The sequence below is a fragment of the Pseudomonas sp. TH32 genome (assembly GCF_016650855.1).
In the GTDB taxonomy this organism is placed as follows: Bacteria; Pseudomonadota; Gammaproteobacteria; order Pseudomonadales; family Pseudomonadaceae; genus Aquipseudomonas.
Genome location: NZ_JAEKFA010000002.1, coordinates 847,377 through 869,984, shown reverse-complemented (window position 1 = coordinate 869,984; position 22,608 = coordinate 847,377). Strand labels below are relative to the sequence as shown.

General features: G+C 62.2%; 15 protein-coding genes and 3 pseudogenes. 7 read left to right on the top strand and 11 right to left on the bottom strand.

The window, feature by feature from the left end:
* Nucleotides 1-39: 39 nt before the first annotated feature.
* From feaR to JFV30_RS07790, 3 genes and pseudogenes are all read right to left on the bottom strand, one after another.
* Nucleotides 40-993 (bottom strand): transcriptional regulator FeaR, encoded by a 954-nt coding sequence (gene feaR, locus JFV30_RS07800; protein ID WP_201122869.1) that lies wholly within the window; start codon nt 991-993, stop codon nt 40-42.
* A 117-nt stretch (nt 994-1,110) separates the two neighbouring features.
* Entirely contained in the window at nt 1,111-1,695 is a 585-nt protein-coding gene (locus JFV30_RS07795) for a DUF3156 family protein (protein ID WP_201126146.1), read from the bottom strand.
* A pseudogene (locus tag JFV30_RS07790) lies at nt 1,676-3,174 on the bottom strand (APC family permease). Before JFV30_RS07790 ends, JFV30_RS07795 begins: the two are co-directional and overlap by 20 nt.
* Before the next feature lie 217 nt (nt 3,175-3,391).
* Here JFV30_RS07790 and JFV30_RS07785 point away from each other — a divergent pair.
* Nucleotides 3,392-4,720, top strand: a complete 1,329-nt coding sequence (locus JFV30_RS07785) for a hypothetical protein (protein ID WP_201122867.1) — start codon at nt 3,392-3,394, stop codon at nt 4,718-4,720.
* Nucleotides 4,721-4,808: 88 nt separating this feature from the next.
* On the opposite strand, the pseudogene JFV30_RS07780 reads toward JFV30_RS07785, so the two are convergent.
* Together JFV30_RS07780 and JFV30_RS07775 are read right to left on the bottom strand one after the other, a co-directional pair.
* Nucleotides 4,809-5,285 (bottom strand): annotated as a pseudogene (locus tag JFV30_RS07780) (flavin reductase family protein); the annotation flags it as partial.
* A 59-nt stretch (nt 5,286-5,344) separates the two neighbouring features.
* Entirely contained in the window at nt 5,345-6,514 is a 1,170-nt protein-coding gene (locus JFV30_RS07775; protein ID WP_201122866.1) for a p-hydroxyphenylacetate 3-hydroxylase oxygenase component, read from the bottom strand.
* A gap of 228 nt (nt 6,515-6,742) precedes the next feature.
* Here JFV30_RS07775 and JFV30_RS07770 point away from each other — a divergent pair, with 228 nt between their 5' ends.
* The 3 genes from JFV30_RS07770 (at nt 6,743) to JFV30_RS07760 (ending at nt 10,456) form a co-directional block, all read left to right on the top strand.
* Nucleotides 6,743-8,230 (top strand): aldehyde dehydrogenase family protein, encoded by a 1,488-nt coding sequence (locus JFV30_RS07770; protein WP_201122864.1) that lies wholly within the window; start codon nt 6,743-6,745, stop codon nt 8,228-8,230.
* Nucleotides 8,231-8,370: 140 nt separating this feature from the next.
* Nucleotides 8,371-8,913 (top strand): DUF3833 domain-containing protein, encoded by a 543-nt coding sequence (locus JFV30_RS07765; protein ID WP_201122862.1) that lies wholly within the window; start codon nt 8,371-8,373, stop codon nt 8,911-8,913.
* 4 nt (nt 8,914-8,917) lie between these two features.
* Complete coding sequence (locus JFV30_RS07760) at nt 8,918-10,456, top strand: cryptochrome/photolyase family protein (RefSeq protein WP_201122861.1); 1,539 nt, start codon at nt 8,918-8,920, stop codon at nt 10,454-10,456.
* Here the strand turns inward: JFV30_RS07760 and JFV30_RS07755 are convergent.
* Nucleotides 10,448-11,734 carry an MFS transporter gene (locus JFV30_RS07755; RefSeq protein WP_201122859.1) on the bottom strand — a complete coding sequence of 429 codons (1,287 nt, stop codon included), beginning with the start codon at nt 11,732-11,734 and terminating at the stop codon, nt 10,448-10,450. The two genes, JFV30_RS07760 and JFV30_RS07755, sit on opposite strands and share 9 nt — an antisense overlap.
* Before the next feature lie 133 nt (nt 11,735-11,867).
* Here JFV30_RS07755 and JFV30_RS07750 point away from each other — a divergent pair, with 133 nt between their 5' ends.
* On the top strand, nt 11,868-12,332 hold the full coding sequence (locus JFV30_RS07750; RefSeq protein WP_029616095.1) for a hypothetical protein: 465 nt from the start codon (nt 11,868-11,870) through the stop codon (nt 12,330-12,332).
* 169 nt (nt 12,333-12,501) lie between these two features.
* Here JFV30_RS07750 and JFV30_RS07745 read toward each other — a convergent pair whose 3' ends face one another.
* Nucleotides 12,502-14,607 carry a TonB-dependent receptor family protein gene (locus JFV30_RS07745; protein WP_201122857.1) on the bottom strand — a complete coding sequence of 702 codons (2,106 nt, stop codon included), beginning with the start codon at nt 14,605-14,607 and terminating at the stop codon, nt 12,502-12,504.
* A gap of 427 nt (nt 14,608-15,034) precedes the next feature.
* Between JFV30_RS07745 and JFV30_RS07740 the strand changes: the two genes are divergently transcribed.
* Both JFV30_RS07740 and JFV30_RS07735 read left to right on the top strand, forming a co-directional pair.
* Nucleotides 15,035-16,222 carry an acyl-CoA dehydrogenase family protein gene (locus JFV30_RS07740; protein ID WP_010175491.1) on the top strand — a complete coding sequence of 396 codons (1,188 nt, stop codon included), beginning with the start codon at nt 15,035-15,037 and terminating at the stop codon, nt 16,220-16,222.
* Between the two features lie 22 nt (nt 16,223-16,244).
* Entirely contained in the window at nt 16,245-17,333 is a 1,089-nt protein-coding gene (locus tag JFV30_RS07735; protein WP_201122855.1) for a sigma-54 interaction domain-containing protein, read from the top strand.
* Between the two features lie 35 nt (nt 17,334-17,368).
* On the opposite strand, the gene JFV30_RS07730 is transcribed toward JFV30_RS07735, so the two are convergent.
* The 4 genes and pseudogenes from JFV30_RS07730 to JFV30_RS07715 form a co-directional block, all read right to left on the bottom strand.
* A complete protein-coding gene (locus tag JFV30_RS07730; protein WP_201122853.1) occupies nt 17,369-19,174 on the bottom strand; it encodes an ABC transporter ATP-binding protein in 1,806 nt (601 codons plus the stop codon).
* 260 nt (nt 19,175-19,434) lie between these two features.
* Nucleotides 19,435-19,947 (bottom strand): GNAT family N-acetyltransferase, encoded by a 513-nt coding sequence (locus tag JFV30_RS07725; RefSeq protein WP_201122851.1) that lies wholly within the window; start codon nt 19,945-19,947, stop codon nt 19,435-19,437.
* Nucleotides 19,947-21,385 (bottom strand): annotated as a pseudogene (locus JFV30_RS07720) (MFS transporter). The gene JFV30_RS07725 and the pseudogene JFV30_RS07720 overlap by 1 nt, the downstream one beginning before the upstream one ends.
* Complete coding sequence (locus JFV30_RS07715; protein ID WP_010175501.1) at nt 21,382-22,590, bottom strand: acyl-CoA dehydrogenase family protein; 1,209 nt, start codon at nt 22,588-22,590, stop codon at nt 21,382-21,384. Before JFV30_RS07715 ends, JFV30_RS07720 begins: the two are co-directional and overlap by 4 nt.
* Between the last annotated feature and the right edge of the window lie 18 nt (nt 22,591-22,608).

Genomic DNA, 22,608 nt, shown 5'->3' with positions numbered 1-22,608 from the left:
TTAACCGGTGTACATCAACAAAAGGTCCGCCATCCGTACTCACCCCACCTGCTGCAACCGCCCCGCCCGAAAATCCTTCGGCGACACTTCAAACTGCTTCTTGAACGACCGACTAAAGTGCGCCGAATCCGTAAACCCCCACTTATACGCAATCGACGTAATCGACTCACTGCGCAAAAACGGGTTGGTCAAATCATCCGCACTACGCTTCAACCGCGCCCGCTGGATATAGCGGCACACGCTGTCATCCTGTTCCTCAAACAACCGGTACAAATGCCGCACCGAGATGTTCAGCCGACTCGCCAATCCCACCGGGCTCAGCCCTGGCTGGGTCAGCGATTCATCAATGACCTTCTGCACATAGCTGCGCAGGTTGCTGCCCTGCAACCCGCCGCAGTCATCGCGCTCGTCATCTTCCTGCTCAAACGCCGAGCCCAGCAGCGAGACAAACGCTGACTGCAACGCCTGCCCCTCGCCGACCGCGCCTTCGCCGTTGAGCGCGTCTTTGCACAGTTGGTCCATCAGCACGTGCAACATGCGCCCGCAGGCTTTGCTTGAGGAGATTTTGCCGAAGGTCTTGGGCTGGTTGCCAAGCTGTTTACACACCTCCGCGCGGGACAAGGACAGGGACGCGTGTTCGATCAGCCCGAACGGGGTGATGTCGATGGAGCCCACCGAGTCCATCAGGAGTAATTCGCCGGGGGCCAGTTGTACGCTCTGGCCGTTTTGGGTGATCTGGCAGTAGCCGCTGCGCTGGCTGACGAGGAAGCAGTTCTGGTCGTCATCGTGGTCGGCGCGGGCCTTGGGGCGTTTGATCAGGCCGGCGTTGGTGCGCAGGTTGGCCAAAGGCAAACCGCCGCGGGAAAAGGTGGTGATGCTGCCGATGAACAGCGAGCGGTTGAAGGCCAGTTCTGTGTCGAAGTGACCGCAAACCGCGCGCAGATCCCGGGTCCAGCGGTCCAGCCCGTCTTGCCCAATCTGTTGCATGCTCATGGTTGTTTCCACCTTGGCTTTTTGTTTTTGTCGGGCAATAGTTAACATGTTATCTATATGCGCGCAACAAGTACGTGTCTGCCAAGGTGTTTGCACTATTGATGCCAAATCCTGCGATCAGTGAGCCTGCAACGCGCGCTGGAAACCGCCCAGCGCGTCCAGCAGCCAGGCGCGTTGAGTGCTGCTCAAGGCGATGTAGCGCCGGAACGCCGGCAGGCGGTTGACCACCTCGCTGCCGCCCATATGCTCAAGCCGTACGCACCACTGGTGATCCTGCAGGTCGATGCGCAGGCGCTTGAAATCCAGCGGCATCAGGGCGCGATGCAACGCGCTGCCCTCCTGCAGTTCGGTTTGCAGAAGCGTCAAAACGTCCTTGTCTCCCGACCGCTGCCGACAGCGGATTCCGGTGCGTCGAACGGCCCCGGTGTGGTGCAGTTCGAAGCTCGCCGTGCCCTGCTGCGAGGCAGGGATGCGCAACACGAATTCGATCATCACCAGGTGCATCAACAGCTGCGACTCGGTGCGCTCGACGATCTCCAGTTGCAGCCCGAGATTGTCCAGGGAAAGCCGGGCCGTGGTCGGGCCGGATGCCTCATAACCGGCCAGGCCGAGGTTGCGTCGCAGGTGTTCCAGCGTAACCCCGGGCCGATACCCGGCAGGCGCACGCCGGGCGCTGAACAGTTCAGACAGTTTTTGCAGCATGGCTGACATACCCGTTGTGCGACGGACCCGGCTCATGGGCGAACTCCTTGGCCAACACCTCTTCCACCGAGGCAGGCTTGAATGGATTGACCTTCTGCACGACAAGCGTCCAGAACAGCGCGTACGCCGCCGTGCACCCGAGCATCACGCCAAAGGGGATGTAGATGTCGGCGGGGTTCATGCCGGGCGGGGTGATAAACCACATGCCCAGCAGGATGCCGATGCTCGACAGAATCTGCGGCAGCGGAAAGAACGGCGAGCGGTAGGCGCGAGGCAAATCCGGCCGGCGAATTCGCAAAATCACCACCGACAACGTCACCAGCAGGTAAGCAAAACTCCAGGCACACACCGCCGCCAGCACCAGGTGCATGATGTTGTCGGTGTTGCCCCCAGGTACAGCGCGTGCAGGCACGGGATCAGCATCGCCACCAGGATGCACAGCAACGGCGTCTTGAAGCGCGGGTGCAGGTAGGTGAAAACCTTGGGCAACGCGCCGTCGACCGCCATGCCGTACAGGATTCGCGGCACACCGGCCATCAGGGTGTTGATGGTTGCAGCGCCGGCAAACAGGAAGCCGATGCCCAGCCACATCGGGCCAATGCTGCCCATCACCTGCTCGGCGAATTTCGGGATGGCCATCGGCGTGTCCAGCAGGTGCACGCCGCCCGCCGCGTCGATCAATACGTTTTCCACCTGGCGCTTCATCGCCGCGCCGTAGATGAACATGCACGTGGCCACGCCCAGCAGCCCCAGCACCATCGCCCAGGGCATCACCTTGGCCGAGTTGCGCAGGTCCGGCGCCAGCGGCGTGACGAATTCGCAGCCGACAAACATGAACATCGCCATGCCCACCAGCGACAGGATGGTGACCAGGTCGGTGCCCACCAGGGACTCACCGAACCAGCCGTCCAGCTGCACCGCCGGGGCCGCGATCAGGCCCAGCACGCCAAATACCATCAAGGTGGTCCACATGCCGAAAGTGAGGATGATCTCGGCCCGGCCGAACGCGCTGACGCCAAACGCATTGAGCACCCCGAACACAATCACGAAACCCACCCCCAGCAACCACGAACCGCCGGCGGATTCTGCCAGGGTGTTGAGGTGTTCGAAGTTCACCAGCGCCATCACCCCGGAAAGGATGGTTTCCGCGGTGCCGGCAAACACATGCACGATCAGGTACGCCGACAAGGTGCCGGTAATCGCGAAGAACCGGCCCATGCCGCAGTTGATGTAGTCGTAGACCGAGCCGGTGGTGGGCAGGATCGAGGCGGCCTCGGCGAAGGTGGTCGCCTGGGCCAGCATCATCACCACCGCGATCAACATCGCCACCGCGAAGGCACTGCCGCCGATGCCAAACCCCATGGTCGCGGTGAGGATCACCGGGCTGGCCATGATCAAGCCAATAGTGCTCGCCAGCGCGGTTGGAAAGCCCACCGTGCCGCGTTTCAAATGTTCGGTGAGCCGGTCGTTGATCGACATGGTGCGGATCCTCAAGAAGCGGATTTTTAGAAGTATTGGCACTCTGCGCCCCGCCCTGGCTGATCGTCTTGCTCCTGGCTGCCGCCGGTTTTGTTGCTGCCTGCCACCGCCCTGCCACTGGCGGCCTGGGTCAATTGCCTGGCACGCAGGGGAAAGACTTGGCCCGGCGGCGCTCGCCCTAATGCTCCCTCAATTCACCTTGTTGGGGACTATAACAATGCAGCACACACAACAAACCCGTCACCTGTACAGGGCCATCAGCCTGGGCATCGCGCTGATGATCATCGAGTCATCGGCCCAGGCCTTCGAGCTGTATGCCGATGACGACACCCACGTCACCGGCAACTTCCTGGCGGTGTACGGCCTGTTCAACAGCCGCAAGAACTACGACGGCACCACCGGCGGCTCAACGTGGCGCGAAGGTTTCATCAAGTATGGCTTGAGCATCGACCAGCGCTTCGGCGCCCTGGGCAGCGTGTATGGCACCGCCAACCTGGTCAGCTCCGGCACCTGGGGCGACGGCGACGCGTCTGGCGTGACCACCGGCCGCGAGCGCACCACCAAGTTCGACGAAGCCTTCGCCGGCTGGCGCTCGGGCGAGCTGTTTCCGGGATTGGGCAAGGATGGCGTGGACCTGTCGTTCGGCCGCCAGGTCATCATGCTCGGCGACGGTTTCATCATCAACGACGACGGCCCGAACCTCGGCAAGGGCGTGGACGACGGCAAGTTCAACCGCGGCGGCGCCTACTACATCGCCGCGCGCCATGCCTTTGATCAAACCGCCGTGTTGCGCCTGGGCGGCAAGGACGGCGTGCATGGCAGCGTGATGTGGATCAAGTCCGACAACCGCGCCCAGGCCAACACTGAAATGGCTGCCGGCACCCTGGACTACACCGCCGCGCCGGGTACCGTGGGCCTGACCTATATCCACGGCATCAGCGTCGACGACCGTTATGCCAATGACCTGCAAAAACAGCGCGCCGGCATGAACATCTACAGCCTGCGGGGCGCCGGCAATGCCGGGATCGAGAACGCGCACTTTTCCTTTGAATACGCCTGGCAGGACAAGGATGCTGGCCCGGAAAAGGCCTGGTACACCGAAGGCGGCTATACCTTCGCCGCACTGCCCTGGTCGCCGGACCTGACGTACCGCTACAGCCGCTATTCAAAAAACTGGGACGCGATGTTCTCGGGTTTCAACCGAGGCTACGGCACCTGGGTGCAGGGCGAAGTGGCCGGCAATTACTCGGGGCCGTTCAATACCAATACCGAGGTGCAACACGTGGCGTTGAAGGTCAAGCCGCTGGACAGCGTGACCGTCGGCGCGCTGTTCTTCGACTACAAGACCTTGAGCAAGGGCGGCATGCTCAACCTCGATGGGCGCGAACTGGACCTGTACGCGGAATGGGCGGTGAATGAACACCTGATCATCACGCCGCTGCTGGGGCTGTACAAGCCGAACAAGGATGAGAGCAACGGCGGGAATCAGGTGGGGGGCAACGGTACCAATGTCTACAGCCAGGTCACCGTGGCCGTGCCGTTCTAGCCTCCCTGTAGGAGCCGGCTTGCCGGCGATGGCTGCCTCAAGATCGCCATCGCCGGCAAGCCGGCTCCTACAGGATTTATGCCTCCTGGATCCGCGCATACGCCCCCTGGTGATAGAGCAACGGCGCACGACCAAAGTCATCAAACGCCACCACCTTGCCGATCATGATCCAGTGATCGCCGCCATCCACCTGCTGGTATTTCTCGCAGTGAAACCGCGCCGAGCAATCGGCGAAGACCGGCGAGCCGCCCTCCCCCGGTTCGAATTCGATTTCGGCAAAACGATCATCCCTGGGCCGGGCAAAGTTGTTCGACAGGTGGATCTGGTCGGCCGCCAGCACGTTGACCGCAAAATGGCTGGCCTGCTCGAACACCTCGTGGCTGTTGGAGCGCTTGTCGATGCTCCACAGTACCAGCGGCGGGTCCAGGGACACCGAGTTGAAGCTGTTGGCGGTGACGCCCACCTTGCGCCCGCTGGCATCAGCGGCGGTGACCACGGTGACGCCGGTGGCAAAATTACCGAGGGCCCGGCGAAAAGCCCGTGGGTCGAAACTGTTATCAGACATGCAAGACTCCCGGACTGCATCAACGCGCAGTCCTGATTGTGGTGATGGCCGGGTCGGCGTCAAATCATGCTCGGATCAGGCTCAAGCCCCATCAGCTCACGCCCCAGGATCTGCGCGCACACGTCGTAGTCGGTGTAGGCATGGGCGCCGGTCATGTGGGAATCGCGGAACAGGCGCTGCATTTCGTTGTGCTCGAACCACGCATTGCCGCCGGCGGCCTCGAACAAGCGGTCCACCGCCTGGATGCACATTTTGGTGGCGTACGCCTGGTTGGTGCGCCAGAACGCCAGGGTTTCGCGACTGGGATAACGGTGCTGCTCGCTGTGTTCGGCGTGTTCCTGCCAGGTCTTTTCCAGGAAGGCCCGGGCAGCCGCCACCTGGTGCGTCGACTCGGCCAGACGCATCAGCGCCGGAGTCGCAGCGCCCACCGCCGCGCCGGTGTAGGCACGCACGCGGGTCCTGGTTTTCTCGCGGAACACCTCAAGCATGCGCTCGGCCACGCCCAGGCTCACCGTGGAGAAACCACTGGCGAAATACGGCCGGTACGGCGAGTAGAAAATCTTGCTGTCGGGGTACAAGCCAAAGCCGGCGGACTTGCCTTCCATCATGTCCTTGGCTTTCTGGATACGGTGTTCGGGCACCAGCACATTGTCGATGATCAGGGTCTTGGTGCCGCTGCCTTTCATGCCGGCGGCGAACCAGTCATCGCGAATCTGATAGTCACTGCGGGGCAATACCGCGAAGCAATAGTCCTGGGTGCCCTCGGCGTTCTTGCGACGGAAACCGACAATCGCCCACTCGGCATGATCGCAGCCACTGCTCCAGCCCATTTCACCGCTGAACAGCACACCGCCCTCCACTTCCTCGGTGCGGCCAAACGGCGCGATGCTGCTGCTGGCAGTGGCATTCGGGTTATCGCCCCAGACTTCCTGCTGCAGCTTGGCGGGAAACAGCGCCAGCTGGTGACTGTGGGTGCACAACAGGCTCATGGCCCAGGCGGTGCTGGCACAGGCGCCGGCCAGCAAGGCGATGCAGTCGGCAAATTGCGGCAGGGAGATTTCCATGCCGCCAAAGGGTTTGGGTTGAAAGGCCCGGTGCATGCCGATGCTCTTGAGCAGCGCAATGTTCTCGTCGGGAACCTTGCGGTCCTGCTCGGCCTGGAAGGCGTTGGCAGCGATGGTCGGCAGAATCGCCTTGAGGTCTTCGAGGAGCGGGTTTGGCTTTTTCATGGACTGCCCTGCTTATTATTGGATGTCCGGCTGGCGTTCAAACTCAACGAACGGCGCTGGATGTGGGGCCAGTATGGAGCGGGCAACACCTCCGGAAAATGCACCTTCCACAGCCAAGATTGCACTTTCCACAGGCCTGGCAGCCACAGGCATATCGTCCGGCAGACAGAGACAAGCCCGGGCCGCCCAGGCTGGTTAACCTCGGGCTTTTGCGAGCAGGAAAATCCCATGAGCGATATTGCGCTGCTGCCTGAAGTCCACGCCTTCCTTGGTCGAAACCATGCCTTGTTCATCGACGGCGGTTACGTCCCGAGCCATTCCAGCCAGACCCTGGAGGTGACCAACCCGGCCAACGGCGACGTGATCGCCCACGTGGCCGACGCCGACCTTGCCGATATCGACGCGGCGGTGGAATCCGCCCGTCGCGGCTTCCGGCAATGGTCCCAAACCGCACCGGCGACACGCGGCAATGTGCTGCTGAAACTTGCCGAGCTGCTGGAGCAACACCGCGAAGAACTGGCGCAGATCGAAACCTGCCAGTCGGGCAAGATCATCCAGGTTTCACGGGCCTTTGAAGTGGACCAGGCCGCGCACTTCCTGCGGTACTACGCCGGCTGGGCCACCAAGATCAGCGGCCAGACCATCACCCCGTCACTGCCCTCCTTTGCCGGCGAACGCTACACCGCGTTCACCCTGCGCGAACCGGTGGGCGTGGTGGTGGGCATCGTGCCGTGGAATTTCTCGACCATGATCGCCATCTGGAAGCTCGCCTCGGCGCTGGTGACCGGTTGCAGCATCATCATCAAGCCCAGCGAGTTCACCCCGCTGACCATCCTGCGCATCGCCGAACTGGCCATCGACGCCGGCCTGCCGGCGGGCGTGCTGAACGTGTTGACCGGTGGCGGGCACGTGGGCCAGGGCCTGGTGGAGCATCCGGGCACCGACAAGGTCTCGTTTACCGGCTCGGTGCCCACCGGCATCGCCGTGGGCCGCAGCGCCATGGGCGCCGGGCTGACCCGGGCAACCCTGGAGCTGGGCGGCAAAAATTCCGCCGGGTTCCTGCGGGATGTAGACCTCGACAAGGCGGTCAACGGCATCATCGAAGCCGGCTTCCTGCACTCCGGGCAAATCTGCGCGGCGGCCGAACGCTTCTTCGCCCACCGCTCGCAGATCGAGCCGATCATGGAGAAATTGGCGCAACGCCTGAGCCGGTTGAACATCGGCTCGCCACTGGACGAGCGCACCGAATTCGGCCCGGTGACCAACCGCCAGCACCAAAAGAAACTCGAATGGTTTTTCGCCAAGGCCCGCGCCGAGAACAATACAATTGTCCACGGCGGCAAGCTGATCGAGGGCCCGGGCTGCTATGTGGAGCCCACCGTGATTCTCGCCAACACGATCAACGACACCCTGCTCAACGAAGAAACCTTCGGCCCGATCGCCACGTTCTTCCCCTACGACACCGAGGAAGAACTGCTGGAACTGATGAACAACACGCCCTACGGCCTGAGCGCCAGCCTCTGGACCAACGATTTGAGCAAGGCCCTGCGCATGGTGCCGGCGATCAACGCGGGCACCGTGTGGGTGAACATGCACACGATGCTCGACCCGGCGGTGCCGTTTGGCGGCAACAAGTCTTCGGGGGTGGGGCGTGAGTTTGGCGGGGCCTTTATCGAGGACTACACCGAGCTCAAGTCGGTGATGATTCGCTACTGATAAACCGGGCGACCGATCGTTCCCACGCTCTGCGTGGGAATGATCAACAGACAGATACCGCACAAAATACCTGTACAAGTTTATTATTTTGTACAAGTATCAGGCTTCCGCTGTATCACGCCCGCTCAGGGAGAAACGCTATGACCCGCTTATTGGTTTCACTGGCCCTGGTGCTCGGCCTGTGCAGTTGCGGCAGCGTTGACGTCAAACACTATGCCGACCAGCAACCGCAGCTGGACCTGGTGCGTTTCTTCAGCAAGCCGGTTAAAGCCTGGGGGATATTCGAGAAGCGCTCGGGCGAAGTGGCCAAGCGTTTCGAGGTGAATATCGCCAGCCGCCGCGAAGGTGAAAACCTGATTCTCGACGAGCGCTTTCTCTACAGCGACGGCACGCGCCAGCGGCGTGTCTGGACCCTGACGCCCGACGGCCCGGGCCACTGGCGCGGTCGTGCCGACGATGTGGTGGGTGAAGCCAAGGGCGAAGTGGCCGGCAACGCCTTGCGCTGGCGTTACATCCTGAACCTGCCGGTTGACGGCTCCGTCTACGAAGTGAGCCTCGACGACTGGATGTACCTGATGGACGAAGACACGCTGATCAATCGCTCCAGCATGTCCAAGTTGGGCGTCGAGGTCGGTCAGGTGACGTTGTTCTTCCGCCGCCAGTCCGTCCAAGAGGCCCATTGAATCAATGCATGAGACTCATCGGCTGTGCCTGGTCCTGGGCGACCAGTTATCGTTTGACCTGGCCTCGTTAAATGGGCTGGACAGCCAGCACGACGCGGTCCTGATGGTCGAGGTGATGGAGGAAGCCAGCCATGTGCCCCACCACCCGCAAAAAATCGCCCTGATCTTCAGCGCCATGCGCCACTTTGCCCAGGCGTTGCAGCAGCGCGGTATTCGGGTGCAGTACGTCAGCCTGGATGACCCGCAAAACACCGGCTCGGTGCCCGGCGAGTTAAAGCGCTGGTACTCGCAGCTGCACGCGCGCGAACTGCACCTGACTGAATGCGGTGACTGGCGCCTGGAGCAATCCCTGAAGGACTGCGGTTTGCCGATCCAGTGGCACGCCGACAGTCGCTTCCTGTGCAGCCGTGACGAATTCGTAGCCTGGGCAAGCGGCAAAAAACAGCTGCGCATGGAGTACTTCTACCGTGAGATGCGCCGCAAGAGCGGGCTGCTGCTGAACGGTGACGGCACGCCGGTGGGCGGCGCCTGGAACTTTGATGCAGACAACCGCAAGGCACTGCCCAAGGGTACCAAGGCGCCCTACCCGGCGCGCTTCAGCTCGGACTCAATCACCCGGGACGTGTTGGCGCTGGTCGGTAAACACTTCAGCAGCCACTACGGCGCACTGGACACCTTCGATTACCCGGTGACCCACGCCGACGCCCAGGCACTCTGGGATTACTTTCTGGATTACGGCCTGGCGGGGTTCGGTGACTACCAGGACGCCATGGCCAGCGACGAGCCGTTTCTGTTTCATGCCCGCATCAGCGCCGCGCTTAACATCGGCCTGCTGGAGCTGCGCCAACTGTGCAGCGATGTGGAGGCGGCTTATTGGTCGGGCAGCATCGGGCTGAATGCTGCCGAAGGGTTTATCCGCCAACTGATTGGCTGGCGTGAATACGTACGCGGCGTCTACTGGCTGAAAATGCCGGACTACGCCGCCGGCAACTCATTCGGCAACAGCCGCCCGCTGCCGGAGTTCTACTGGACGGGCGAGACGCAAATGAACTGCATGCGCCAGGCGATCGGCCAAAGCCTGAAACACGCCTACGCCCATCACATCCAGCGGCTGATGGTCACCGGCAATTTCGCCTTGCTGGCCGGGATCGTGCCCAGCCAGATATGCGAGTGGTACCTGGCGATCTACATGGACGCTTTCGACTGGGTCGAGCTGCCCAACACCCTGGGCATGGTCATGCATGCCGATGGCGGCTACCTCGGTTCCAAGCCTTACTGCGCGAGCGGCCAATACATAAAGCGCATGTCCGACTACTGCCGAGGCTGTGCCTACAGCGTCACTGAAAGCACCGCTGAGAATGCCTGCCCGTTCAATTCGCTTTACTGGCACTTCCTGATGCGCCATGGCGACCTGCTGCGGGGCAATCAGCGCATGGCCATGCTGTATAAAAATCTCGACCGCATGCCTGAATCCAAACAGGACGCGCTGTGGAAACGGGGTGAGATGCTGCTGGCCAGACTGGATGCGGGGGAATCACTTTGACAAGGCGGCCCGGTGTTTACCGGCCCGTTCGCCGAGCAGCATCAATCCGCCACCTGTCAGCAGCAAGCCCGCCGCGATAACGATGTAACCGCCGTAGACATCCCCGATAACACCCTGCGCAAGGTTAAGCGTCTGGGAACACACCAGCGTGCCGGTCAACGAGGCGATGGCCAGCACCGGCGTCACCGTCGCCGAGACCCGGCCCATGTAGCCCGACGGCACGGCCTCTTGCAGCATGGGCCCCTGCACCATGGCGAACACCGAAAAGCACACCCCACAGCAAAACATCAGCGCCCAGGCCAGGTAAAACGGCGGATGCGACGCGTAGCCCAGGTAGCTCAGCCCCAGGCACAACAGCGCAACGGTAAACGCCCGGCGAATGCTCAAGGCCTTCAACAGCGGCCGCACCAGTAATGCCGCCACCAGACCACCGACGGGAAACGCGGCGAGGACCAGGCCATATTCACGCGGGCTCAGGCCCAGGGTCTTGAAGGCGTACAAAGACAAAACGACGTTATTGATACCTAGGGAAAAGCCGTACAACGCCACACCGGTCAGCAGGGTCCGAATCGACGGGTGCCCCCAGGAAAACCGCAGGCCCTCCAACAGCCCACGCCAGAACGATGTGTGCGCTACCGACAACGCTGTACGCAGGCCTCGGGTAGCCACGATGCATAACGCCGAACAGCTGAACGCCAGCACATTGATCATCAACGCCCAGATCGGCCCCACCCACACAAACAAGGCCGGGCCCACGGAAGCTGAGAGCACCGAAATGCCCGTCAGGGAAAACATCGTCTTGGCCGACGCTTCTACCCGCCGCTCTGCGGGAATGATCACTTGCATGATCGCCTGGCGGGACGGGTTGAAGAACTGCGCGGCGCTGCTGTTGAGCACCAGCAACAGCAGCACGCCGGTGAACACCTGTATCTGGCCGAGGCCGGACAGTGAATAGATCAGGATAAAGACCAGGAAGTTGATCACCCGGATAGCGTCTGCGCTGATCATCACGTAGAGCGGCGTCATGCGGTCGACCCAGGCGCCCGCCAATGGCGCCACCAGCACCCGCGGAATCGCCGATGCCGCCACCGCCAGGCCAACGGCACTCGGTAGAAAAGCGCTGTCACGGAACAGGTCCGTCACCAGCCAGACGATGATCGTGCTCTCCAACACAAATTCGCCAAAGGACGAGAGCGCCTGGCCCAGCCATAACAGTGAAAAATTGCGGCTGATGAAAAACCCGGCAAACCGGCTTTTCCCTTGAGTCGTCCTGAACACCATCCCTTCCCTGTGCGAAACGCTGTGAAATTTTCCGGCCGCTGCGAATTGTTGTGAAGCCGGCGATAAATGGCCAATTGCCCATGCTAACGTCGGCGTCGATGTCATCCAATCCATTGAGGGAGCAGCGCCGATGTCTACTACCGTAACACCCGCCGGTGGCGGACCGACTACTCAAAAAGCCTCAACGTCGGTGTTCGACGACAAGTTGAACATTGCCAAGTCGAGCAAGGTAGTCGCTGATTACATGCGCCAGACGGGCAAGTCGGCCATTACCAAGCAAGAGCTTTCACAACTGGCCAGCAACGCCTCGGGCAAGGTGCCGGCGGATGTCAGCGCTGCAGCCCAGTACATGGAGCGCCATCCCGACGTGTTCACCGCGATCGAAACCCATGACGTGGCCGGTGCCGACAACCTGTCCGGCGTGTGGAACTTCGACTGGGCCGCCAACGGTGGCCTGAACGGCACCGCCACCGATGCGATCGCCAAGATGCAGGACACCTTCGATTTTGCGATCGCCAAGTCGGCGCAGATCACCGAGATCAGCACCGGCAAAAAGGCCGAGCTGGACTCGACCAAGCAACGGCCGCAGAACTAGGTTTCTGGACGCAACAAAATCAAATGTGGGAGCTGTCGAGCTTTAGCGAGGCTGCGATAGCGGTGGGCCAGGCAACATCCATGTTGACTGTGCTGACGCCATCGCAGCCTCGCTAAAGCTCGACAGCTCCCACAGGATTTCCTTTGTTTGTTAGAGCGCCGGCCTGCGGTCAGAAGTGAAACGCAACCCCCGTGGTCACGTTGAACGCATCCCCCACATAGAAGTTGGCCGAGTCCTGGCCCTTGGCGTCGTACGCGGTGTTGGTGGCCGTGGCGTAGCGTTTGTTGGTCAGGTTGCGCGCATCGACGAACACTTCCCACTTCTTGCTCGGGGCCTCGTAGCCCACCTTCGCGCCCCACAACGTGTAAGACGGCGCACTCAGTGAGTTGGCAAAGTCGACGTAATAACTGGACGCCGCCCGGGCGTTGAGCTGGGCGTAGAAGCCACTGCCCTGGCGATACTCCAGCTCGGCCTGGTAGACCTGGCGCGGCAGGCCCGGCAGTTGGTTGTCGCCGAACACCGAGTCATTGCGGTAGTGGAAGTCGTTGAAGGTGTACGCCTGGCGCAAGGTCACGGTGTCGCCATTGCCGCCGTCCCACAGTTGCGCATTCAAGCCGGCTTCGATGCCCTGGTGAATCGTCGCGCTGCCGTTGGAGGTGGCCACCAGTTGATCCTGGGTCGCCGTTGCCTGGCGCACCACCACCGACAGCAGTTCTTTCTGCACCCACGAGCGGTACACCGTCAGGCTGCCGTCGAAAATACCGTGGCCACCGCGAATCCCGAACTCCACAGTGTTGGCTTTTTGTGGCCGCACATCGCGGATATACGGCGTGCCGGTGCTGCCCAGTTGCCAGGTGACCGGTGGGTCCACCGAGCGGCTGACGTTGCCGAACACTTCGAATTCCGGGGTCAGTTGATAGCGCAGGCCGATGCGCGGGGCGACGTCGGTCTCATCGTATTCGACGCCACTGGGGAACGCGCTGGTATTGGTGCCGGTGGTGTATTCGATCTGCGCCTTGCGCTTGATATCAATCAACGACAGCCCGGTGGACAGCCACGTACGGTCATTCAGTTGCAGTTCGTTGCCGAGGGAAAACACCGTGTCCCGGGAGCCGGTGTAGTTGGTTTTCTGCTGGGTGATGCCGGTGGCCTTGCTGTGGGATTTCACATCGGCCAGGTACGCCAGGGTGTTGCTGAAGGTCACGCTGCTGTCGCTGCGCAGGCCGAAGAAGGTGTCGGCGGTGCGCAGGTAGCGCAGGGTCAGGTTGACGTCCTGGGAGCGCCATTCCTGGGGCGTTGGCGAATAGCGCCAGCCGTTGTCCAGCGGGTAATCGTTGTAGCCCAGGCCGACTTCGAGCTTGGCATTGTCGTCAAAGGTGTAGGTGGTGGTGCTGCCCAGCAGGGTCGAGCCGTCCTTCTTGCGCCCGATGGGCACGAGGTTGCTGGTGGGGTCGTGCTTGAGTTGGTACTTGGTCAGGGTGTTGCCCTGGCTGAGGGTCTCTTCCTTGTAGCGAATGTAGAAGCGCGTCTCCAGTTGCGGGCTGAACACGTGGCCGAAGTTGGCGACGATCCCCTGCCCTTTGTTCGGCGTGTTGTCCTGGTAACCGTCACGCTCGTTGTGCTGGATGCTGACGTAGTAGTCGTTGTCGCCCTCCACGCCACCCGTACTCAGTTGCTGCTTGCGGTAGCCAAAGCTGCCGGCCTCGAAGCGCGCGTAGTTGCCCGGGTCGGTGCGCCCGGTCTTGCTGACGAAGTTGATCGCGCCGCCCAGGGACAAGGCCGAATAACGGAAGGCGTTGGCGCCGTAGAGCACCTCGGTGTGGTCCACCGAGGCCATGTCCAGCATGTCTTCCTGGGTGCCGCCCGGCCCGGTCAACGGCAGGCCGTCGTAGAGGAATTTAATCCCCAGCACATAGCCTTGATAGAAGGTGTTAAGGCCCGAACCACGGATCGATATCTTGTTGGCGCCCGAGCCGCTGGTGGCCTGGGCGAAGACTCCCGGCTGCAGCGCCAGCACGTCCTCGGCATTCGCCGCACGGCCCTGTTCGATCTTGCGGTTGTCGATCACCGCGGTTTTGCCGGGCACCCTGGCCAACTGCTTTTCGGCCTTTTGCGCCTCGGTGGCTTCGGCGCCGGTGACCACCACCGTGGCCAGGGTAGGGTCGGCCGGGGCGGCAAACGCCGCACCGTGTATCAACATCAACAGCACGCCAAGGCTGGACGCGGTGGCCAGTGACTCAAAACGACGAGCGCGTGGTTCAAACAGTTGCCGCATGGACTCAATACTCCTGGGGTCTCTAATTAGTTGGAGCATCTATTCGTATAGTCGCGCTCTATTTTGAACTTTGCAGGGTTCGTGCCACGTCAAAACATCAACAAATAGGGGCCCATCGCCCTATTTAATCGCCACAGGCGCAACACTTTGCTGGTGAAATGTTCGATTCACAACAATGCGGAAAAAACACATTCAATTATATGTTCAATCGATAAAGGCATAACCAAAGCCCCGGGCTACAGGGCTCCGTCACAACTGTGCAAATCCCAACAGCTGACCAACAAAAGTTGTGTATTCGACACTCTCTTTTTCTGCACACCTCTAAGAAGGTGCAAGTTATCGGCTTGTCCTTACTTGGTATGGCTCTTGCTCTAGCCAGTCAATCAATTCAAGCATCTGCGACTATTAAGCAACGAGGTATTCACGCGTGACGGTCAACTTACTCTGCACCCGCAGGACCCCGCTGGAGATTGCCCGTGACCTGGCGAGCGAGTTCGCCCGCACCGCCGTCGACCGGGACGCCACCGGCGGCACGCCCAAGGCCGAGCGCGACAAGCTGCGCAGCAGCGGCCTGTTGTCCCTGAGCATTCCCGGGCAATTCGGCGGGCTGGACGCCAACTGGTCGGAAACCTTCGAGGTGGTGCGCGAATTTGCCCGCGTCGACAGCTCCATCGCCCATGTATTCGGTTTTCATCACCTGATGCTTGCCACCGTCCGGTTGTTCGCCACGCCCGCGCAGTGGCAAACCTGGTTCAGCCTGACCGCCAGCAACAACTGGTTCTGGGGCAACACCCTGAACCCGCTGGACACCCGCACGGTGGTCAAGCGCCACACGGGCTGGCGGGAATTCTCGGGGCAGAAGAACTTCTGCTCCGGCGCCAACGATTCAGAAATGCTGATCGCCTCGGCCATCGATGAAAGCGCCGGCGGCAAGTTGCTGATCGCGGCCATTCCCAGTGCCCGCAGCGGGATCATCCTGCACAACGACTGGAACAACATGGGCCAGCGCCAGACCGACAGCGGCAGCGTGACCTTCAAGCGCGTACGCGTGGAAGAATCCGACCTGCTGCTGGACCCGGGCCCGTTGAGCACGCCGTTCGCCTGCCTGCGCCCGCTGATTGCGCAACTGCACTTCGCCAACATCTTCCTGGGTATCGCCGAAGGCGCGTTCGAAGAGGCGCGCCAATACACCCTGGAAGAAGCCCGCCCGTGGTTCCGCTCCAGCGCCAGCCACAGCACCCAGGACCCTTACATCCTCAGCCATTACGGCGACTTCTGGGTGGCGCTGCAAAGCACCCGCCTGTTGGTGGAGCGCGCCGGCCAGGTGCTGGACACGGCGTGGGCCAAGGGGCCGGCACTGACCAGCGAGGAGCGCGGGGAAGCGGCCATTGCCATCGCCACCGCCAAAGTCGCCGCCAGCCGCAACGGCCTGGAGTTGTGTAGCAAGGTCTTCGAGGTTACCGGCGCGCGGGCTACCAACGCCTCGGTGGCGCTCGACAGGCATTGGCGCAATTTGCGCACCCAAAGCCTGCATGACCCACTGGATTACAAACTCCATGAACTGGGGGAGTGGGCACTGAACGGTACCCCGCCCATCCCGACTTTTTATTCCTGATCTTTTATTCAAAGGGATCACCATGCAACTGCTGACCTTACCGCCCTCGCCCGCCCTTGCCACCTCTATCCGCGCCACCGCGCAGGTGTTTGAAGACCCCAGGTCCAAGGCCTTGCTCAAGCACGTGCAACAAGTCGCGCCGAGCGAAGCCAGCGTGCTGATCATCGGTGAAACCGGCACCGGCAAGGAGCTGGTGGCGCGCCACGTTCACAACCTCAGCGGCCGCAAGGCGCAGCCGTTCGTGGCGGTAAATTGTGGCGCGTTCTCAGAGTCCCTGGTGGAAGCCGAACTGTTCGGCCACGAGAAAGGCGCATTCACCGGCGCCCTCAGCGCCAAGGCCGGCTGGTTTGAAGAAGCCAACGGCGGCACGCTGTTCCTGGATGAAATCGGCGACCTGCCGATGTCGATCCAGGTCAAGCTGCTGCGGGTGTTGCAAGAGCGTGAAGTGGTGCGCCTGGGTTCGCGCAAAAGCATTCCGATCAATGTGCGGGTGCTGGCGGCGACCAACGTACAGTTGGAAAAAGCGATCAACGCCGGGCATTTTCGCGAGGACCTGTTCTACCGCCTGAACGTGGTCAACCTGGAACTCAGCCCATTGCGGGATCGCCCCGGCGATATCCTGCCGCTGGTGCAGTATTTCATCGACACCTACACCCGCCGCCTGGGGTACGGCGAGATCATCTTGAGCAAGGAAGCCGAGCAACGGCTGGCCACGTACAGTTGGCCGGGGAATATCCGCGAGCTGGAAAACGTCATTCACCACACCTTGCTGATCTGCCGCGACGGCGTGATCCAGGCCGATGACCTGCGCATGTCCAACTTGCGCATCGAACGCCAGGAAGACAGCACCACGGCCCATGACCTGCTCGACCTGGCCTTCCAGCGACTGTTCGAAGAGCAGATCGACAACCTCCACGAACAGGTCGAGCGCAGCCTGTTGACCGCCGCCTACCGGCTCTGCCAGCACAACCAGGTGCACACCGCCGAGTTGCTGGGGCTCAGCCGCAACGTGACCCGCACCTTACTGATCAACCTGGGCGAACTGAAGGTCAACAAGCGCCGCCCATTGGCCAACACCAAGGATGAGCGGGTGCTGCACCTGTCGATCTGAGCGGCACAGCGCGGCGTACCCGGTACGCCGCCTGATCACAGCACCGCTTCGTCCAGCGCATCACTGAACTGGCGACTCCACAACCGCGCATAGTGGCCGCCCTGGCGCAGCAGTTGTTCGTGGCTGCCGTCTTCGACAACCCGGCCATTGTCGAACACCAGGATCCGGTCCAGATGAGCCACGGTGGACAGCCGATGCGCGACCACCAAGACAGTCTTGTCTTCCATGATTTCGTCGAGTTTGTCCTGGATGAAACGCTCGGTGATCGAGTCCAGGCTGGAGGTGGCTTCATCCATCACCAGGATCGGCGCGTTCTTCAGCAACACCCGGGCGATCGCAATGCGCTGGCGCTGGCCGCCGGACAACTTGACCCCGCGCTCGCCCACCAACGACTCGTAGCCGTGTTCCATGCTGTCGATAAACTCACTGGCACCGGCGCGATGGATCGCCTCGGCGACTTCGTCCATCGAGGCATCCAGGCGGCCGTAGTGGATGTTTTCGCGAATGCTGCGGTGAAACAGGCCGGGCTCCTGGGGAATCAGGCCGATCTGCTGGTGCAGCGAATGCTGGGTGACGTGGCGCACGTCCTTGCCGTCCACCAGCACCTGGCCTTGCTGCACGTCGTAGAGGCGCAGCAGCAAGCTCAGCAGCGTCGACTTGCCGGAGCCCGAGGCGCCCACCAGGCCGACTTTCTGGCCGGCGGGGATGACGATATTCATCTGCTCGAAAATCGGCCGGCCGGCGCCGTAACTGAAACCCACGTCGCGAAACTCGATATCCCCGCGCTTGACCTGCAGCGCCTTGGCACCGGGTCGGTCGATGACTTCGTGGGGGCGAATCAGGGTGCGCACGCCGTTGGCGATATTGCCGGTGGCTTCGAAAAATTCGAGAAAGCGCCGCGACAGGTTTTCGACATCGCTGATGATCAATAGCGAAAGGCTGGTGGACATCACAAACGCGGCGATATCGATGCGGTGACTGCGCCACAGATAGAGCGCGAGCAACAACAGCCCCAGCTTGAGCACCACGCCACAGCTGGTCTGGAACCAGCGGATGCGCTCCATGTAGCCGAGGGAGCGATAGGCCGCGGTCACCTCCTTGTCGAGGAAGGTGCCCAGGTAGCTGTGCTCGAATGCATGACGGGCAAACAGGCGGATATTGGCAAGGTTGGACACCGCGTCCACCACCTTGCCGGTGCTGGTGCTGCGGGCGGCCGAATACTGCTGCGCCAGCGGATGACTGCGCCGCGCCAGCAGGTAACAGATGGCGATGAACACCACCGACCAGCCGGCCATGAACAGCGCCAACAGCGGCGATGCGGTCCACAGCAACGCCGTGGCCAGGCTCAGCGTAACCAGCAGCGGGATCAGGTCGAACAGCAGGATGCTCAGGGTCTGGTTCACCCCGAGGGTCACTTCCGACACCCGGTGCGCCAAGGCGCCGGCGAACTCGTTGCTGATAAAACGGTGGGAATGCTGTTGCAGGTAGGCGAACACCACATGGGTCACCGTACGCCGCTGCAACGGCAACACATGGATATGACAACCCGCCGCCGCGCGGGTAAACAGCACCTCGCACACCAGCAGTACCGCGAACAGGGTCAAGGGCCAGCGCAGCACCTCAAACGCGCGCTCCGCCTCCAGGCCGTTGCTCACGGTGCGGGTGATTTGCCCCAGGCCCCAGGGAATCAGGATCGAACACACCACGGCGGCAATCTGCAGCAGCAGAATCGCCAGGTACCACCCTTTGAAATGACCGATGAAATGCCGCACAAACGCCGCCGGGGTCGACGGCAAGTGTTGGACATTCCAGGTGCGAAACAATGAAAAAGACGAGCTCATGGCCGATGACATTCCTGAATGACGCCTGTGGCCGCGCAGCTTTCAGGCAAAAAATGGCACCGTCGGTGCCTGATGGTCAGCAAATGGAACAGACAACCGAATCACCTGTGGCAGGGCGCTTGCTGTGGCAGGGAGCTGCTGTGGCGAGGGAGCTTGCTCCCGCTGGGCTGCGCAGCGGCCCCAAAATCCTGGGAGCGCTTCGCACTCCAGCGGGAGCAAGCTCCCTCGCCACAGCAAGCTCCCTAGGCACAAGTTCAGCGTCACTTTTGGGATTGGTAGCGAATTTCCTCCAGCTCACAACCGCCCCGGGTAAGGGTACGGCTTGATTCGGCCTGCGCTGTCCATCCGGCGTTTTGGTAAAAGCGTATTGCCCGCTGGTTTTCAGCCAGCACCCACAACGTCGCCGTCTCCAGGCCCTGGCTGGCGAGATGTTCCAAACCCTTGAGCCACAGCGCCCACCCCACCCCGGTTCCCCAATGCTCGGCCAGCACATACACCGCCTGCACTTCGCCGGTCTTGCCGGGGTCAGCGTCCTCATCGCGGCTCGGGCTCACGGCAATCCAGCCGACCACCTGCCCATCGACCTCTGCCACAAACACCGCTTCGCGTCCCTGCTCGATCAACTGCCGCCAGGCAGCTTCGCGCCGGGTCTGTGTCGCCTCCAGCGAAGCCAGGTAATCCACGGGCATCAGCTCACGGTAAGCCTCCTGCCAACTGCGGATATGCACCCGGGCGATGTCACCCGCGTCCTCGATACGTGCTGCACGAATCATCAAATTCCCTCTGCGCGTTTTGCATAAATCGCCGAGCCTGCCTGCGGCGACAGCCTGCGATAAACCAGCCCCGATAATGCACACAGCAATCCGGCACCCCCATGATCCAGGCGATATCACTCTGCTCGACCGTGGCATGCCCGCGCATGGCCATGATCAAGCCGAGCAGGCCCGCCGCGATGCCCACCGACAAACTCAACGTCAACTGAATGGTCATCGCCGACAGGCTACTGGCACGGCTGGATTGCTCCGGTGGCACGTCGGCATAGGTCAACGCACCCAGGGTGCTGAATTGCAGCGAGCGAATGATCCCGCTGCCAAATAACACCAGTATTACAATCCAGTAAGGCGTCGATACCTCGAACAGGCTGCACGCCAGGATGGTTGCACCGGTGAGCACGGCATTGCTGATCAAGGTGCGCCGGAAACCGAAGCGGCTGACAATCCGTACCGCCAGCATCTTCATCAGGAACGCCCCCACGCCGCCGGCAACGCTCAGCAGCCCGGCCTGCAACGGGTTAAGCCCGAAACACAGCTGGAACAGCAGCACCAGCAAAAACGGCTGTGAAGCACTGCCGATACGCATCAGGTTGCCGCCCCAGAAGCTCACCGCGAAGGTCGGTATTTTCAACAATGAGAAATCGATCAACGGGTGGGCCGTGCGCCGCGCATGCCGGACATACAGCCAGGCACTCAACAGACCGCCGCCAATCAGCAGCAACGCCCACTGACGAGGCAACAGGCCGTGGCCCAGCACCTCGAAACCGAACACCAGCCCGCCCAGTGCCACACCGCTGAGCAATAGGCCGGGAACGTCCAATGGTTGGCCAGGCATTCCGGAATAGTCCGGGATGTAGCGCAGCACCAGCATGACCCCGAGCACGCCGATGGGCACGTTGATCAGGAAGATCCAGTGCCACGACAACACCGTCACCAGCAAACCGCCCAACGGAGGGCCCAGCAGCGGCCCCACCAGCGCCGCCACCGTCAGGTAAGACATGGCGCGCAGGAGGTTTTCCCGCGCCGACCAGCGCAGCAGGATCACCTGCCCCACCGGCACCATCATCGCCCCCGAAGCGCCCTGGGCCAACCGCGCCAGGGACAGTTGCAGCAGCGAGCCCGAGCAGGCACACGCCACCGACGCCAGGGTAAACAGCACGATCGCGCTGATAAATACCCGGCGCGGCCCGAACCGGTCGGCCGCCCAGCCACTGACCGGCACAAACAGCGCCACCGCCAGCAGGTACAGCGACACCACCAGGTTCATGCGCACGCTCGGCTCGCCGAAATCCTGGGCCATCTGCGGCAGCGCCGTGAGCACCGCCGTGGCGTCGATCAGTTCCATGAACAGCGCACAGCCGATGATCATCGGCACCCGGCGCGCGTGCCCGGTGCCCACTTCGCCCACGGGGAGTGAAAGGTCGAGGGCTTTGTTCAAAACAGCCCCGAGGTCGGTGGTGGCGTGCCCTTGAGTTGCCAGGCGCCCACGGCCGCGGCCTTCCAGTGCCGGGGATTGTGGTTGGCCACGGTGCGCGCGTTGCGCCAGTGGCGGTCCAGGTTATGGGCGCGGCCGGTGGTGGACGCGCCACCCACGTCGAACACCAGCTCGGCGGCCTTGAGTGCCGATTCGGCGGCGATATATTGCGCCTGCGCCACATCCACCGCTGCCTGGTCGACGGCCACCGCCTCCAGATCGGCCGCCCAGGCGCGGTCGATGGAGTCGGCCGCATGCAGCACCACCGCTTCGGCGGTAAACGCCCGGGCCGAAACGTCGCCCACGCTCAGCTCCACATACGGGTCATCCACCGAGCGGGTGGCGCTGCTGTGCTTGATCGGCCGCGCATGGTCCTTGGCGAAGGTCACCGCATCATTCAGCGCATTGCGCGCAATACCGGCCTGCACCGCCGCGAGGAACACCTGCAGGAACGGCGTGACAATCGTGCGCTTGCCCTCCTCGACCGTGCGGGTGCGGATCTCGCTGGCCAACACCTGCACGTCATGCAGATGGGTGGTGCCGCTGGCGGTCAGGCGCTGGCCCATGGCGTCGAAATCATCCAGCAGCTCCAGGCCCTGGCGGTCCCGGGGCAGGATGAAGGAGACGGGCTGGTCATTTTCGTCCAGGGCCACCGCACTGACCCAATCGGCGTACAACGAACCGGTGCTGTAGTACTTGCTGCCGGACGCGCGGAAATGCTCGCCGTCACGCACGATACGCGCGCTGATGGAACCGTTGGCACCACCGACTTCCCAGCCGGCATTGCCGATCACGGCGCCTTGCCGATAGCGCTCGAACCAGCGCTCACGCTCCTCTTCCGCCCCCTCGGCGCGGGAGGCCAGCAAGCCTTCGACAAACCCGAAACCGGGGCGCAGGGCCTGGGCCACGTTGGAGTCGGCCGAGGCGATGCGAATCAGCAAGGCAATCACGTCCTTGACCGAACCACCGGCGCCGCCAAAACGCTTGGGAATCCGCACGGTAAACAGCCCCGCCTGGGCGATCTGCGCCACCGCCTCGTACGGCAGCTGGCGGTCGCGCTCGCGTTGCGCAGCGCCAGCAGCGATCTGCGGCAGGATGCGGTCGGCGCGGGCGTTCAGTTCGGCCACCGTCACAACCGGTGGCGTGGGTACAGCAGACAACTTGCTCATGGCACTTCCTTGATTCAG

Excerpts from the sequence above, each read along its gene's own strand:
- feaR (WP_201122869.1), bottom strand. The coding sequence starts at position 993 with ATGAGCATGCAACAGATTGGGCAAGACGGGCTGGACCGCTGGACCCGG.
- JFV30_RS07795 (WP_201126146.1), bottom strand. The coding sequence starts at position 1,695 with ATGCTGCAAAAACTGTCTGAACTGTTCAGCGCCCGGCGTGCGCCTGCC.
- JFV30_RS07785 (WP_201122867.1), top strand. The coding sequence starts at position 3,392 with ATGCAGCACACACAACAAACCCGTCACCTGTACAGGGCCATCAGCCTG.
- JFV30_RS07775 (WP_201122866.1), bottom strand. The coding sequence starts at position 6,514 with ATGAAAAAGCCAAACCCGCTCCTCGAAGACCTCAAGGCGATTCTGCCG.
- JFV30_RS07770 (WP_201122864.1), top strand. The coding sequence starts at position 6,743 with ATGAGCGATATTGCGCTGCTGCCTGAAGTCCACGCCTTCCTTGGTCGA.
- JFV30_RS07765 (WP_201122862.1), top strand. The coding sequence starts at position 8,371 with ATGACCCGCTTATTGGTTTCACTGGCCCTGGTGCTCGGCCTGTGCAGT.
- JFV30_RS07760 (WP_201122861.1), top strand. The coding sequence starts at position 8,918 with ATGCATGAGACTCATCGGCTGTGCCTGGTCCTGGGCGACCAGTTATCG.
- JFV30_RS07750 (WP_029616095.1), top strand. The coding sequence starts at position 11,868 with ATGTCTACTACCGTAACACCCGCCGGTGGCGGACCGACTACTCAAAAA.
- JFV30_RS07745 (WP_201122857.1), bottom strand. The coding sequence starts at position 14,607 with ATGCGGCAACTGTTTGAACCACGCGCTCGTCGTTTTGAGTCACTGGCC.
- JFV30_RS07735 (WP_201122855.1), top strand. The coding sequence starts at position 16,245 with ATGCAACTGCTGACCTTACCGCCCTCGCCCGCCCTTGCCACCTCTATC.
- JFV30_RS07730 (WP_201122853.1), bottom strand. The coding sequence starts at position 19,174 with ATGAGCTCGTCTTTTTCATTGTTTCGCACCTGGAATGTCCAACACTTG.
- JFV30_RS07725 (WP_201122851.1), bottom strand. The coding sequence starts at position 19,947 with ATGATTCGTGCAGCACGTATCGAGGACGCGGGTGACATCGCCCGGGTG.
- JFV30_RS07715 (WP_010175501.1), bottom strand. The coding sequence starts at position 22,590 with ATGAGCAAGTTGTCTGCTGTACCCACGCCACCGGTTGTGACGGTGGCC.